The 15,270-nt window shown below is 43.3% G+C and carries 13 protein-coding genes and 1 tRNA gene; 10 read left to right on the forward strand and 4 right to left on the reverse strand.

Translation table 11 applies throughout. The annotated features are described in order from the left end of the window. The first annotated feature begins 8 nt into the window (after window positions 1-8). Window positions 9-710: an IS1 family transposase gene (locus PYW33_RS11310; RefSeq protein ID WP_004282341.1), complete on the forward strand. Its 702-nt coding sequence runs from the start codon at window positions 9-11 to the stop codon at window positions 708-710. 74 nt (window positions 711-784) lie between these two features. Here PYW33_RS11310 and PYW33_RS11315 read toward each other — a convergent pair whose 3' ends face one another. Further along, complete coding sequence (locus PYW33_RS11315; RefSeq protein WP_026055762.1) at window positions 785-2,023, reverse strand: MFS transporter; 1,239 nt, start codon at window positions 2,021-2,023, stop codon at window positions 785-787. 137 nt (window positions 2,024-2,160) lie between these two features. On the opposite strand from PYW33_RS11315, the gene PYW33_RS11320 reads away from it, so the two are divergent. From PYW33_RS11320 to putP, 5 genes are all read left to right on the forward strand, one after another. Next, entirely contained in the window at window positions 2,161-2,790 is a 630-nt protein-coding gene (locus PYW33_RS11320) for a 1-acyl-sn-glycerol-3-phosphate acyltransferase (protein WP_004646235.1), read from the forward strand. A gap of 63 nt (window positions 2,791-2,853) precedes the next feature. Next, window positions 2,854-3,771 carry a patatin-like phospholipase family protein gene (locus PYW33_RS11325; RefSeq protein ID WP_004646234.1) on the forward strand — a complete coding sequence of 306 codons (918 nt, stop codon included), beginning with the start codon at window positions 2,854-2,856 and terminating at the stop codon, window positions 3,769-3,771. Window positions 3,772-3,873: 102 nt separating this feature from the next. Next, window positions 3,874-4,347 (forward strand): NfeD family protein, encoded by a 474-nt coding sequence (locus PYW33_RS11330; protein WP_004279378.1) that lies wholly within the window; start codon window positions 3,874-3,876, stop codon window positions 4,345-4,347. A 12-nt stretch (window positions 4,348-4,359) separates the two neighbouring features. Further along, complete coding sequence (locus PYW33_RS11335; RefSeq protein ID WP_004279377.1) at window positions 4,360-5,214, forward strand: SPFH domain-containing protein; 855 nt, start codon at window positions 4,360-4,362, stop codon at window positions 5,212-5,214. 213 nt (window positions 5,215-5,427) lie between these two features. Then, a complete protein-coding gene (gene putP, locus PYW33_RS11340; protein WP_004646233.1) occupies window positions 5,428-6,918 on the forward strand; it encodes a sodium/proline symporter PutP in 1,491 nt (496 codons plus the stop codon). A gap of 83 nt (window positions 6,919-7,001) precedes the next feature. Here putP and PYW33_RS11345 read toward each other — a convergent pair whose 3' ends face one another. Both PYW33_RS11345 and prpF read right to left on the reverse strand, forming a co-directional pair. Then, window positions 7,002-7,910, reverse strand: coding sequence for a polyprenyl synthetase family protein (locus PYW33_RS11345; protein ID WP_004646232.1), 909 nt, complete (start codon window positions 7,908-7,910; stop codon window positions 7,002-7,004). Between the two features lie 224 nt (window positions 7,911-8,134). Next, on the reverse strand, window positions 8,135-9,325 hold the full coding sequence (gene prpF, locus PYW33_RS11350) for a 2-methylaconitate cis-trans isomerase PrpF (protein WP_004646230.1): 1,191 nt from the start codon (window positions 9,323-9,325) through the stop codon (window positions 8,135-8,137). A gap of 332 nt (window positions 9,326-9,657) precedes the next feature. Between prpF and PYW33_RS11355 the strand changes: the two genes are divergently transcribed. From PYW33_RS11355 to PYW33_RS11370, 4 genes are all read left to right on the forward strand, one after another. Further along, window positions 9,658-11,013, forward strand: a complete 1,356-nt coding sequence (locus tag PYW33_RS11355; protein WP_016806906.1) for an amino acid permease — start codon at window positions 9,658-9,660, stop codon at window positions 11,011-11,013. A gap of 88 nt (window positions 11,014-11,101) precedes the next feature. Next, window positions 11,102-11,177 (forward strand) — tRNA-Arg (locus PYW33_RS11360). 337 nt (window positions 11,178-11,514) lie between these two features. Next, window positions 11,515-12,945, forward strand: a complete 1,431-nt coding sequence (locus PYW33_RS11365; protein WP_004646227.1) for an outer membrane protein transport protein — start codon at window positions 11,515-11,517, stop codon at window positions 12,943-12,945. Window positions 12,946-13,258: 313 nt separating this feature from the next. Next, complete coding sequence (locus PYW33_RS11370; RefSeq protein ID WP_004646226.1) at window positions 13,259-14,479, forward strand: OmpP1/FadL family transporter; 1,221 nt, start codon at window positions 13,259-13,261, stop codon at window positions 14,477-14,479. Window positions 14,480-14,553: 74 nt separating this feature from the next. Here the strand turns inward: PYW33_RS11370 and thrH are convergent, their stop codons facing one another. Continuing rightward, window positions 14,554-15,171 carry a bifunctional phosphoserine phosphatase/homoserine phosphotransferase ThrH gene (gene thrH, locus PYW33_RS11375; RefSeq protein ID WP_004646225.1) on the reverse strand — a complete coding sequence of 206 codons (618 nt, stop codon included), beginning with the start codon at window positions 15,169-15,171 and terminating at the stop codon, window positions 14,554-14,556. Window positions 15,172-15,270: the final 99 nt, after the last annotated feature.

Consider the following 15,270-nt stretch of genomic DNA (forward strand, 5'->3'; position numbering starts at 1 on the left):
ATAGAGAAATGCGAATAACTCTAGAAATCAAGTGTCCAGCCTGCCTAAGTGACAGTATAAAGAAAAATGGCACAAAAGTAGATGGTAAGCAAAATTACCAATGTAAAATATGCAGACGTCAATTTATTGGTGATCATGCTCTCAGTTATCAAGGCTGTCACTCAGGTATCAAAACCAAAATATTACACCTCATGGTGCGAGGCAGTGGTGTCAGGGATATAGCAGAAATTGAAAGAGTAAGTATCGGTAAAGTTCTACGGACACTTAGCCAATCAAAATATCAACTTCGAGCACAGCAAAGTCATTATGAAACCCTTGAAGTAGATGAGTTTTGGACTTTTGTTGGTCATAAGCAAAATAAACAATGGCTAATTTATGCCTATCATCGAGAAACAGGTGAAATTGTTGCTTATGTATGGGGTAACCGAGATTTAGCCACTGCAAAACGACTTAAATTAAAATTGAAGCAGTTAGGTGTAAGCTATACATGTATATCAAGTGACCATTGGGATAGCTTTGTTACGACCTTTAAAGAATGCAAACAGTTGATTGGTAAATTTTTCACTGTGGGTATAGAAGGCAATAATTGTCGATTACGGCATCGAATCAGGCGAGGCTTTAGGAGAAGCTGCAACTTCTCCAAAAAGCTTGAAAATCATTTCAAAGCCTTTGATTTAGTGTTCTTTTATATCAATAATGGATTCGTTTAATGCCAGCATACTTTTTGAAACACCACCAGTACTTTAGGCTAACATTTAACCAAATAGTTGATTATTTAGAAATTTTATACTTTTTCTGCAACTTTCATCCATCGGAAAATTGGAATTAAACTGAAAATTGCTATGATCACGATCAGGTTTAGATAATTTTGATAGCCTAAAGCATCTCCAAAAATGCCACTCAGGCTATAAAGTCCCCCACTTACCGTGGCCATCAGCGCCACCTGAAAGGTAAAATCAGTACCGGCCAGATACTTGCGACTGTATTGCATGACCAAGGTCAGCATGACCACCAAAAGCATGGCAGAGATCATGTCTTCGGCGGCATTAATCAGATATATCATCCAGTTTTCTACTTTTTTTTGGGTTTCATACTGGGCAGCCAGCCAGGCGTAGGCCATTAAGCCCAATATTTTTAGAATTGAGAAAACGATCAAACTCGAGCTGCGCGACCAGTACTTCAGACACCAACCGGCCAGTCCTGCCCCAATCAAGGCAGCCATGGCTCCCAGCATGGTGACATAAAGACCAATCTGGCTAAAGCTCAGTCCGAGATCTACCATTAACGGTTTTAATAAAGGCCCGGATAAACCATCGGCGATTTTAAAGGTCAGTAAAACCAGAAGCCACCTCGCCAAGCTTAAATCTGACCAGAAGTATTGAAAATAGGTTTTTATATTGCTGAATGCAGGTCGTTTATCAGCTGGCGTGATAATTTTTGAATGCTGAGGTTCTCTAAAAAGTAAAATGGGTAAAGTATTAATAAAGACCAGAGCGGCCAATAATAGAAAGGTGGCTTGCCATTGCAGCAGATCGAGCAACCATAATACTGCTCCACCTCCGACAATAAATCCCAGTCGTGAACCGATGACCTGAAAGGTATTACCCCAATGTTGCTGTTCATTTTTCAGAATATTGACCGCCAGTGCATCGGTGGCAATATCCTGCGTGGCGCCAATACCATTCATCAATAAAAGCGTGATAAAAAACAGTAGTAAATACAGCGGCTGATTCAAGGCCTGAATCGGTAGAAATGAGAGCCCAATCAATACAGCAACTGACAGCCATTGCAAGGGAATAATCCAGCTACGGTAATGACCTTGGGCGCTCGATCCGTGCCGATCAACCCAAGGTGCCCAGAATATTTTAATCGACCAAGGTATCATCAGCAGGCCAAAGCCCCCGATATGCGCCAGCGATACCCCTTCAGCCCGCAGAATGACCGGCAAGGCATGTGTCATAAATCCGACCGGAAGCCCCTGTGCCCAATACAGCGAAAACAGTAAGATATAGATATTCCGCATATGCAGGCCAAGTCCTTTAGGTGAAAATGCATTAACGGCATTTAAGATGCCATACATTTTGCCAATGATCCGGATTTTACAACAGTCTAATATAATCAAAAATAAAGAAAAATTAGTTTCAGGAAGAGACAGAAGCAATGACCCAAACACGTTTCCCTCGGCTATCGCCACATGTCCCGGCCCGCGGCAGCAAGTTGAGCCGGACTTTTTTCAGGCAGCTTTTTTTGGCCCAAGGCTGGCATCTGGAAGGCGAATTTCCAGACTTAGCTAAAGCAGTCGCGATTATTTCTCCGCATACTTCCAATATTGATGCATGGCTGGGTTTTAACGCCCTGCTCGGTCTCGGTATACAGATTACAATTTTTGGTAAAGACAGCCTGTTCCGCACACCACTGAAGCCGGTTCTGGAATGGATTGGCGTCGTTCCGGTGGTGCGCGATAGTCCGCAAGGTCATACCCGACAGATTGTAGACATCATTGAAAAATCAGAACAGATCTGGGTCGGTATGGCACCGGAAGGTTCACGTAAAGCACCAGAAAAAATTCGCAGCGGTTTTTATCATATTGCCAAGGCAGCCCATTTGCCGATTGTGATGTTTTCCTTTGATTACGATATCAAGACCATTCATATCCTGGGCGTGTACCATCTGACTGGTGATTATGAATATGACCTGGAACAGATTTATCAGCATTATCAAGGTAAATTCTCAGCCAAAAATCCTGACTGGGTGGCCAAGCCGTTACAAAAGCTTTTGAAAAAAGACTAGGCAAATACGGCTTTTTTTGATGTGATAGCCTGAATTTTGTTGATTTAATCACCAGTTTTTATAATGAAATTAGCCCGTTATGCCTTGATCGGCTGTCTTGGATTCAGTCTTGCAGCCTGTGACAAAGCCACTAAAACACCCACGCCTGCCACGCCAATAAAAGCCCGTGAACCTGTCGTCGCCATTGCCCTCGGTGGTGGCGGTGCCAAAGGTTTTGCCCATATTGGCGTCATTAAAGTGCTCGAATCACACGGCATCAAACCGAAGATTGTCACCGGAACCAGTGCTGGCAGTTTTGTCGGTAGCTTATATGCCAGTGGTAAATCGCCTTATCAGTTACAGCAGATTGCCCTGAATTTTAAAGAATCGGATATCCGCGATTTAACCTTGAACCGGCAAGGGATTATTGCTGGGCAAAAATTGCAGGATTTCGTCAATAAGAATGTAGCGAACAAACCAATTGAACAATTCCCAATTCGTTTTGCTGCAGTTGCCACTCGCCTGGACAATGGCCGCAAGGCAGATTTTATTAAAGGCAATGCCGGACAGGCAGTTCGTGCTTCCTGTAGCATTCCGAATGTGTTTGTGCCTGCAGTGATTGGTGGAAGCAAATATGTCGATGGCGGTCTGGTCAGTCCGATTCCGGTCAAGACCGCCAAAGATATGGGAGCAGACATTGTGATTGCCGTGGATATTTCTGCCCGTCCGGATGGTAATAAGGCTCTAAATATGTGGGGCGTACTAGACCAGACCCTGAATATTATGGGACAGCAAAGCATTCATGAGGAACTGAGTCAGGCCAATGTGGTGATCCAGCCCAAAGTCGGCCATATTGGTACTTTAGACCTGAAAGCCAGTAATGCGACCATTCTGGAAGGTGAAAAGGCTGCTCAGCTGAAAATCCGTACTATTGAAAAAGCCATTAGCAACTTCAAGCAGTCTCCCGCGGCATTTAAACCGCCACGTCCGGCAAAATTTTGATGCATGAATTTTTTATATTCATCTGCGGCCGCATCTGCTACATTGAAGATCAATCATATAAAGATGATGATTAATTAAATACTTAGCGATATAGGTCACGATATGGAATTAGTTCTTGAACCTTGGCACTGGTTTGTATTAGGCATCCTTCTGATTCTATCGGAATTACTACTGCCCGCATTTGCTGCCCTGTGGTTCGGGATCGGTGCCATCATGGTTGGCGTCCTGTACTGGATGTTCCCGATGATGGGACTGACGACCCAGCTCCTGACCTGGATCGTACTTTCTGTACTGTGTACGCTGCTCTGGTTCAAGTTTATCAAACCGCTTTCCATTGACAAGACCAAAGCCGGTCTGTCGCGTGAGGCGACCATTGGTCAAGTGGGCATGGTGATTCAGATCAATCTGGATCATGGGCAAATCCGGGTGCGTTTTCCGATGCCAGTTTTAGGTTCGGATGAATGGGAATGCCGAACTCTGGACCCAGTTCAAGTCGGAGATCGCGTTCGCGTCGTGGATATTCTGGGTAATGATCTGGTCGTACAACCCCACAGCACGAATTATCAAAATCAATAAGGTGAATAAGCTATGTCTGGTGGTTCTATCATTGTTATCGCGTTTCTGGCCTTTGTTGCGATTACCATTTTTAAAGGTGTGCGGATTGTGCCGCAAGGCTACAAATGGATCGTACAGCGTCTGGGTAAATACCACACCACGCTAAATCCGGGTCTGAATTTTGTCATTCCTTATGTCGATGAAGTCGCCTATAAAGTCACAACCAAAGATATCGTTCTGGATATTCCCTCACAGGAAGTGATTACCCGTGATAACGCGGTTTTGCTGATGAATGCCGTGGCCTATATCAACCTGACCACACCAGAAAAAGCCGTGTACGGGATTGAAAACTATTCCTGGGCGATTCAGAACCTGGTACAAACCTCACTGCGTTCGATTGTCGGTGAAATGGATCTGGATGATGCCCTGTCTTCGCGTGATCATATTAAGGCACGCTTGAAATCCAGTATTTCCGATGATATTTCGGATTGGGGTATTACCTTAAAAACTGTAGAAATTCAAGATATTAAACCTTCAATCACCATGCAGACCGCGATGGAAGAACAGGCCGCTGCTGAACGTCAGCGTCGTGCAACCGTCACCAAAGCTGACGGTGAAAAACAGGCCGCAATTCTGGAAGCGGATGGCCGTCTGGAAGCCTCACGTCGTGATGCCGAAGCGCAAGTGGTTCTGGCTGAGTCTTCACAACGTGCAATTGACATGGTGACTTCTGCCATTGGTGATAATGAAATTCCGGTCGCCTATTTACTGGGTGAACAGTATATTAAAGCCATGCAGGATATGGCCAAGTCGCCAAATGCCAAGACCGTGGTCCTTCCAGCCGATGTGTTAAATACGATCCGCGGTGTCATGGGTCGCCCTAACTAATTTATCTTTTGACTTTATACATAGGCAGCCCGAGGGTTGCCTATTTTTATTCGCGCAAGAAAATCTCAGCAAAAAATGTGAATTTATGGTTAAATTTCGCGTTTATTTTTGAAATCTACTGGATTTGATGTTGCCTGGCTTTCGGATTAAAGCTTTTCGCAGCTATCTTATTCCTTGTTTCGATCTACTGTCCAACTTAAAAATGGATACCGTATGAGCTCCCTAAATCCAACCTTAATTACTTTTCTTTTCTATATTGTCGCAATGGTGGTGATCGGCCTAATGGCTTATCGCGCGACAAGCAACTTTTCCGATTACATCTTAGGGGGCCGACGTTTAGGGAGTTTCGTAACTGCACTTTCTGCAGGGGCTTCCGACATGAGTGGCTGGCTACTGATGGGTCTGCCCGGTGCGATTTATCTTTCTGGTCTGTCTGAGATGTGGATTGCCATCGGTCTGATCATTGGTGCCTGGCTCAATTGGCTACTGGTCGCTGGTCGTCTGCGGGTGCATACCGAAGTCCAGCACAATGCCCTGACCCTGCCGGATTATTTCTCGAATCGTTTTAACGACCAGAAAAAAATCCTGCGTATTGTTTCGGCTTTCGTGATTCTGATTTTCTTTGCGATTTACTGTGCTTCCGGCATGGTTGCAGGTGCGCGTCTGTTCGAAAGCATGTTTGACATGTCTTACAGCACTGCGCTCTGGATCAGTGCCATTGCCACCATCAGCTATGTGTTTATTGGTGGCTTCCTGGCTGTGAGCTGGACCGATACCATTCAGGCCGGTCTGATGATCTTTGCCCTGTTGCTGACGCCAATCGTGACGTTGATGGCGTTCTCGGATATGTCCCAGGTGACTTTGGCACTGGAAGCTGCTCGTCCTCAAGCAATGAATATTCTGGGTAATCTGAGCTTTGTTGCAATTATTTCCCTGCTTGCCTGGGGTTTGGGTTACTTTGGCCAGCCGCATATTCTGGTGCGCTTCATGGCTGCAGATTCAGTCAAATCCATTCCAAATGCACGTCGTATTGGCATGACCTGGATGATTCTGTGTCTGGGCGGTGCAGTCGCAGCCGGCTTCTTCGGTATTGCTTATTTCGAGCAGCATCCAGAACTGGCAAGCGTGGTGAATGCCAATCCTGAAACCGTATTTATGGAACTGACCAAAATCCTGTTTAACCCATGGATTGCAGGTGTAGTTCTGGCGGCGATTCTGGCGGCAGTAATGAGTACTTTAAGCTGTCAGCTCTTGGTCTGTTCAAGCACTTTGACAGAAGACTTCTATAAATCTTTCCTGCGTAAAAATGCCTCGCAAAAAGAACTGGTCTGGGTTGGACGTTTGATGGTACTGCTGATTGCCTTGCTGGCGATCTGGATGGCGGGTAATCCTGAATCTAAAGTGCTGGGTCTGGTGGCTTATGCATGGGCAGGTTTTGGTGCCGCTTTTGGTCCATTGATTATCCTGTCATTGTTCTGGAAACGTATGACCTTGAATGGTGCCTTGGCGGGTATGATCGTTGGTGCAGTCGTGGTTATTTTCTGGAAGAACCTGTTTGCTGACACTGGTCTGTATGAAATCGTTCCTGGCTTTATCTGTTCAATGCTGGCGATTGTGGTGGTGAGTCTGATGGGTAAAGCACCAACAGCAGAAATTACTGACCGTTTTGAAGAAGCTGAACGCCTGTATAACGAAAGTAAATAATTCTGTATCAACTAAAAAGAGGACTTCAAGTCCTCTTTTTTTATGCGGTTCCTTTAAAATTTTTTAGAAAAATAATTTTTCAATCAGCTTTTGCGCGTGAGCAGGAACTGGGTAATTTGCATCAACTCTTCCGCCTGACCTTCAAAATGGTTCAAGGCATTGATCGCCTGATCATGTAATTGCTGGGCATAGGCTTTGGCCTGCTCTAGACCCATCAATGCCGGATAAGTCGATTTTTCTACCTGTTCATCTTTACCTGCGGTTTTCCCCAAGACTTCGGTATCGGAAATAATATCCAGAATATCGTCCTGTACCTGGAAAGCCAGACCAATCGCCTGTCCAAACTCACGTAATTTAGGAATGGCCAGATCGGTGCCTTCAAAGATTGTCACCGCCGCCATCATGATCGCGGCGCTAATCAAAGCACCGGTTTTATTGCGATGAATATTTTCCAGTGCTTGCTGATCGATTTTTTTGCCTTCAGACTGCAAATCTAAAACCTGACCATTCACCATTTTCGAAGAAGCGGTTGCCAGAATCTGCATCTGCTTCAGTACAATGGAAGCTTCTACCGCTGGCCCCTGATCAAACAGACGGCTACCCAAAATTTCAAAAGCCATAGACTGCAGGATATCACCTGCCAACAATGCTGTATCTTCCCCATAAGCCACATGACAGGTCGGTTGGCCACGGCGCAGCAAATCATTGTCCATACATGGTAGATCATCATGGGCCAGTGAATAGCAGTGAATAAACTCGATCGCAACCGCTGCACGGCGCACTGCAGCGCTATTCTGGTTCGGCTTTAATGCGGCGGTGGCATAGCATAGCGCTGGACGTACTCGTTTACCGCCAAGCATCACAGCATGATGGACTGCCGACCTTAACGGTTCCGGAATGGCAAAGGCTTCCAGAGCGGTCAATAAATCCTGTTGAATGCGGTGTTGTGCTTGAGTGAGTGCATGGGTTGATACGTCAGTAATAGATGACACATTCGCCTCGAATACGTAGTCCAGAAAAATAAAATGACAAGCGAATAAATGCCTGTACGCTGATCAGGCATTGTACCTAGAAATGCCTTGAATTTTCAGCCATAAATCGTATTGTTCTGCTGAAATTCGCTATTCAACATCAAATAAGCAAGTCAGAGATTTTAAACAATAAAAAACCACCGCAGAACCGGTGGTTTTATTCAGGCTAAATGTATGCACAGCATTTAAACGAGAACATCTTCTGGTACGCGCACCCAGCCTTCCATCAAGACACGGGCACTACGGCTCATAATCGCTTTCTTCACTTTCCACTCACCATTTTCAAAACTTGCTTGTGCACCCACTCTCAACGTCCCGGAAGGATGACCGAAACGCACTGCTTCACGCTCTACTCCACCTGCGACCCGGTTCACCAATGTTCCGGGAATAGCAGCTGCCGTACCAATGGCCACCGCAGCCGTACCCATCATGGCATGATGGAGTTTACCCATAGACAAGGCACGAACCAGAATATCGGTGTCTGATTCAGTGACAGTTTTGCCACTTGAAGAGGTATAGCTACTCGGTGGTGCAACAAAGGCAATTTTTGGAGTATGTTGTCGGGTTACGGCTTCGGCAATATCCTGAATCAGTCCCATCTGCTTCGCTGCATAGGCACGAATTGTCTCAAATTTTGTCAGGGCTGCCACGTCATTATTGATATGATCCTGAAGCTCGGTACCCTTATAACCGAGATCTCCAGCATTCAAAAATACCGTCGGAATGCCGGCATTAATCATGGTCACTTCGAAACTGCCAATATTGGGAACTTCCAAAGTATCGACCAGATTACCTGTTGGAAACATTGAACCGCCTTCAGCATCGTCATCGGCTGGATCCAGAAACTCGATCTGCACTTCGGCAGCAGGAAAGGTTACGCCATCCAGTTCGAAATCACCCAACTCCTGCACCTGTCCATTCTGTATCGGCACATGTGCAATAATGGTTTTCTGAATATTGGCCTGCCAGATACGTACCGTGCACAGCCCATTTTCAGGAATACGTTCGGCATCGACCAGACCATTGGAAATGGCAAATGCACCTACTGCCGCGGTCAGATTGCCACAGTTGCCACTCCAGTCCACAAAAGGACGGTCAATTGACACCTGACCAAATAAATAATCGACATCATGATCAGCGTGTTGGCTTTTTGACAGGATCACCGTTTTACTGGTACTGGAACTGGCACCACCCATACCGTCGATCTGTTTCCCGTATGGATCGGGGCTACCAATCACGCGCAGCAAAAGCTGATCACGAATCCGGCCCGGCTGTTGTGCTTCTACAGGCAGGTTATCCAGCTTAAAGAAAACACCTTTACTGGTGCCTCCACGCATATAGGTTGCAGGAATCTTGATTTGGGCGGCAAAACTCATGAATTATTTCATCCTTTGACTTGTCTTTGTTTTCGTACGGGTTATTCAATATTTATATTCAAAGTATAGTATGTTGAAAGCAGAACTGCTTGACTGCCAGACCTTAGTATAAAAAAACGGCATTTGTATTTTATCCAAGAAAAAAGAGAACTCATCAGTAACAGTTTCAATAAAATTAATATATTGATTCATTTATATTTTATTTCAGTTATTTATATGAATATTTTTTATTACTCCTCCAACAATATTTCATTCTTAGGATGGACTAGGCTTCTTTAGTCTGATCAATTACAATCAGCCACTTATCATTTTCCATTGTCGGGCTGAACACTTTGAATAACGAGTCTTCACAACTTCAGCGTGGCTTAAAGAACCGTCATATTCAGTTGATCGCCATGGGCGGTGCAATTGGCACAGGCTTATTCTTAGGTTCCGCACAGGTGATCCAATCTGCGGGTCCTTCTATTATTTTGGGCTATGCCATTGGTGGCTTGATTGCATTTTTAATCATGCGTCAATTGGGTGAGATGATTGTTCATGAACCGGTCGCAGGTTCATTCAGCCATTTTGCTTATAAATACTGGGGCAAATTCCCCGGTTTCCTTGCAGGTTGGAACTACTGGATTCTGTATATCCTGGTGGCCATGACCGAACTCACCGCTGTTGCGAAATATATCAACTACTGGTGGCCGCATATTCCAGCCTGGGCATCGGTACTGTTTTTCTTTATCTTGATTACGCTGGTCAACCTCGGCAATGTGAAATTCTACGGTGAATCGGAATTCTGGCTCTCGATCATTAAAGTGACTGCGGTCATCTCGATGATTGTGTTCGGGCTATATCTGATCTTAACCGCAGATGCTTCATCAACTGCATCGTTCAGTAATTTATGGACTGCGGGTGGCTTCTTCCCGAATGGCTTTGAAGGCCTGTTCTTCATGCTGGCCTTCCTGATGTTCGCCTTCGGTGGTATTGAACTGATCGGCATGGCTGCGGCAGAAGCTGAAAATCCAGAAAAAACCATTCCGAAAGCGATTAATCAGGTGGTGTTCCGTATCCTGATTTTCTATGTTGGTGCATTGACGATTCTGTTATCGCTGGTGCCTTGGAATCAGCTGGAACTCGGCGGTCTGGATAAAAGTCCGTTTGTGATGATTTTCAGTCAATTGGGTATTGGCTGGGCAGCACACTTACTGAACTTTATTATCTTAACAGCTGCCTTGTCTGTCTATAACAGCGGGATGTATGCCAATAGCCGCATGCTGTATGGTTTAGCGCAGCAAGGAAATGCCCCGAAAGTCTTCATGAAAGTGAATAAGCAAGGTACGCCAATTCCTGCTGTATTGTTCTCTGCCGTGCTGATTTTCGGCTGTGTACTACTCAACTACTTCGTGCCTGAAGATGCTTTAAGTCATCTGATTTACATCGTAGTCGGTGCATTGGTCTTGAACTGGGCTATGATCACCCTAACTCATTTGAAGTTTATTCAGAGCATGAAAAAGCTCGGACAGAAAACATCGTTCCCTGCTCTGTGGTCACCTGCAAGCAACATCTTGGTACTGGGCTTTATCGCAACTATTCTTTATATCATGTGGACACAAGGTTTCCAGGAATCGGTCTATATGATTCCAGTCTGGATTGTGATTATGTTGGGTCTGTTTAAGTTACTTAAGCCTAAAAATACCTAGACAACTCCTGTAGCTATGAGTCCTTAAAAGTTATTGCTTCGGCAATAACTTTTTTTTGTATTTTTTACAGTACAATAGCCTTCTTTTCGCGCCCTTAGCTTAACTGGATAGAGCAGTTGCCTCCTAAGCGACCGACGTGGGTTCGAGTCCCGCAGGGCGCACCATCCTTTCAAAATGTGATCTATACTTCAAAAAATTAGCGTTAATCTTCATATTTTTAGAATATTTTTTATACAAAAAATCATTTTTTCTTCATTATTTTATTTCTTTTACTTTCAAATACTTATTTCAAAATGAGGCTATTTTTTGGTGTAAAAACTCTATTTTGATGCTTTTTTAGACTAATTAGTTTTTTCTAGAGCATTTACTCTTATTTTAATTGTGCTATTTTTGTCACATGGAGTAACAAATGATTGCGGATAAATACCCGAAATCTCCAAGAATTTAATAAGTGCAAACAACAACGCTAGATATAAATTTGTACCTCAAGGAAAGACGTAAATGAAATTAAAAACATTAACTACTGCAATGATTCTTGCAACTGTACCAATGACGGGTGCTTTTGCAGCAGCTCTAGATCGTTCAGGCCAATCAATGGCGGCCTTCCTGCAACCAGGTAATTATTTTGAAGCAGGTATTTCTGTCCTAGACCCAGATGTATCTGGTAAAGAAGCTGGTACAAGTGAAACACGCCGTAATATTGATGATATGGCTGGTGATTACTATTTCCCAAGTGCAGCATTAAAGTTTCAACCTACTGAAAAATTCTCAGTTGGTATTTTATATGATCAACCATATGGTGCTGATGCTGAATACCAAGGCACTAATGTCTTTACTTCAAACCCAGGTACAGACACTATCTTATCAACTGGTGCAATAAACAATATTGTACGCGCTAGAGCAGTTGCAGCTCTTGAAGCCCTAGGAGCACCAGTAAATGAACAAACGCTAGCAGGTGCTGAAGCACAAGTTAGAAGTAGTCCAGCTTTTCAACAGTTAACTGGAGCACTTGCTGCAGGTAATAATTTCTTAGGCGAAGGCAATACTAAAGTTGAAGTAGATACTCAAAACCTATCTTTAGTTTTTGGTTACCAACCGACTGAAAACTGGAATATCTATGGTGGTGGTGTCTATCAAACCGTTAAAGGGAATCTAAGCTTACGCGGTCAAGCATATAGCCTTTTCAATGGTTATGATGCGACATTTAAAGAAACAAGTGGTACAGGCTGGTTAGCAGGTTTAGCCTTCCAAATCCCAGATATTGCTTTAAAAGCTTCTGTAACTTATCGTTCAGAAATTGACCATGATATTTCAGCTTCTGAAGACTTATCACTTTTAAACTTCCCTTTACTAACAACTGTATTAGGTGGTCTAGGTGTTTCTCCTGCTCAGCTTGCTACTCTAGATGATTCTGGAAAAACCAAAATTACTACACCTCAATCTGTAAACTTGGATTTCCAAACAGGTGTAATGGCAAATACTGTAGCTTTCGCTAATGTACGCTGGGTAGACTGGTCAAACTTTTCTATTCGTCCTTACCAATTTGGCAATGTAAGTGAAGCTGTAGGCCCTCTAATAGGTCGTCCAAATGGCTTTAATCTGGTTGAATATGAAGATGACCAAATTTCAGCAACTGTAGGTGTAGGCCGTAAATTTAATGACCTATGGGCTGGTAACGTATCAGTAGGTTGGGATTCTGGTGCAGGCAACCCTGTATCTACACTTGGTCCAACTGAAGGTTACTGGAATGTTGGCCTAGGTCTTCAATACAGCCCAACCCCAGCCACTTTCATTGCTGGTGGTGTAAAATACTTCATGTTAGGTGATGCAAAAGCACAAACTGGTGCACAAGCTGGTGGTCCTGAGTATGTTGCTGAATTTGAAGATAACGATGCATGGGCATATGGTCTGAAAATCGGCTATCGCTTCTAAGCTCTGATTAAATAAAAACCACTTTCGAGTGGTTTTTATTTTTTAACTCTAATTTTATACACTTGCATATCATTCGATTATTTTAGCACCAATTAAAATTAATAGAACTTCAATCCTTTCACATTATTTAAAGTTAATTTAATCTGATATTTTTCATATATTTATACCAATAAAATTAGTATAAAAACTCTAATCAAGCCCTTTCCTTAACCGCCTTAGTTCATTTCTTCAACAGAGCTGAGTATTTACTCTTTTTAAAATTATGTTACTTTTCCTGCACATTTTTGTTACAGATGGCATCAGGGAACGTACCATGAAGCTCAATAAAATTTATTCTGCTATTGTACTTAGCACTTTACCTCTTTCTGCAGTTCAAGCAGCTGGCTTAGACCGTTCTGGTCAATCTATTTCTGCTTTTTTACAGCCGGGTAACTATGCGGAAGCAGGTATTTCTGTTTTAGATCCAGAAGTTCAAGGTAAAGACAATGCCGGCAATAAAGTCAGCGATATGGCTGAAGATTACTACTTCCCTACTGCTGCTATAAAAATTCAGGCAACTGATAAAATATCTCTGGGTTTACTTTATGACCAGCCATTTGGAGCTGACTCTCAATATGCGCCTGAATCTAATGCTTTTGCTACAGTAAATACCAATACTGGTGTATTGGAAGGCACTTCTGTTGAAGTAAAAACCAATAGCATTACAGCACTTATAGGGTATCAGCCAAATGAGAACTGGAATGTTTATGCCGGACCTGTCTATCAAAGCGTAAAGGCGAAAGTCTCCCTACGTGGTACAGCTTATAGAGGCCCGCAAGTTCTTGGCGGTTATGATATTGACCTTAAAGAAAGTGAAGCTTACGGTTGGTTAGCTGGTTTTGCATATTCTATTCCTGAAATTGCCTTAAAAGCTGCTGTGACTTATCGCTCTGAAATTAAACATGAATTAGATACCACAGAAACCTTCGGTTTTGGTACAGATGGGGCTTTATATATTCCTGGATTAACTGGCACATTATTAGGTAAACCAGTAATTCCAACTTACCATAAAGCGGAAATTACTACACCACAATCAGTCAACATTGACTTACAGTCAGGCATTGCAAAAAATACCTTAGCCTTTGCTAATATTCGCTGGGTACATTGGGATCAGTTTGCAGTAAAACCTGCTTATTTATCTCAGCTAACTGGCGCACTCACCGGAAAACAGCAGAATCTTGTCGATTATTCAGATGATCAATGGTCTGCAAATGTGGGTTTAGGTCATAAATTTAACGTTAAATGGTCAGGCTCTGCTGCTGTAGGTTATGACTCTGGCGCAGGAAACCCGGTAACCACCTTGGGTCCAACTGAAGGTTATTGGAGTGTCGGTCTAGGCGGCCAATACAGCCCTGCAGAAAACTATTTTATCCAGGCTGGGGTTAAATACTTCTGGCTAGGAGATGCACAAGCACAAACAGGTGGTGAAGTAAAAGGTAGCTTTGAAGACAACCATGCAATCGGCTATGGTATGAAAATCGGTTACCGTTTCTAATTGCGTTAAAAAATTAGTATTCAACAAGAAAGGGCGCTATAAGCGCCCTTTCTTTTATTACATACACTTAAATATTAAGCTGGAATATCACGTACTGAAGCATTACGAATCGCTTCTTTTAACGCATCATAACCACGAATTGGCGGGAATTGCGGGAATTCAGCAATCACATTTTCAGGCGCATCAAATAGGAAACCATGATCTGCTTCACCTAGCATCGTGGTATCATTATAAGAATCTCCTGCTGCAATCACACGGAAGTTCAAGCCATGTAATGCTTTTACGGCTTGACGTTTTTGGTCCGGCTGACGAAGTTTATAAGCCGAGATCATGCCTGCTTCATCTGTTTCCAGTTTATGACAGAAAATCGTCGGCCAATCCAGTTGCTTCATCAATGGATGTGCAAATTCATAGAAAGTATCTGAAAGAATAATTAATTGAAAATGCGTACTCACCCATTTCACAAATTCTTTTGCTCCTGGGAACGGCCCCATTTCTGCAATCACTTCCTGAATATCGTTCAAGCCTAAACCGTGCTGTTTTAAAATATTCAGACGTTGGGTCATCAGTACATCATAGTCAGGAATGTCACGAGTCGTCGCTTCAAGCTCTTTAATCCCGGTTTTTTTGGCAAAGTTAATCCAGATTTCTGGAACCAACACGCCTTCTAAATCTAGACATACGACTTCCATGAACATTCCCTCTGAGTTGTATTGAAAAAATTTTGCACTATCATAGCTGAAGAAATAGATTTTGCACTGTACTTTTTTAAATCTATTTTTTTCATAAGT

The sequence above is a fragment of the Acinetobacter lwoffii genome (assembly GCF_029024105.1).
GTDB lineage: Bacteria > Pseudomonadota > Gammaproteobacteria > Pseudomonadales > Moraxellaceae > Acinetobacter > Acinetobacter lwoffii.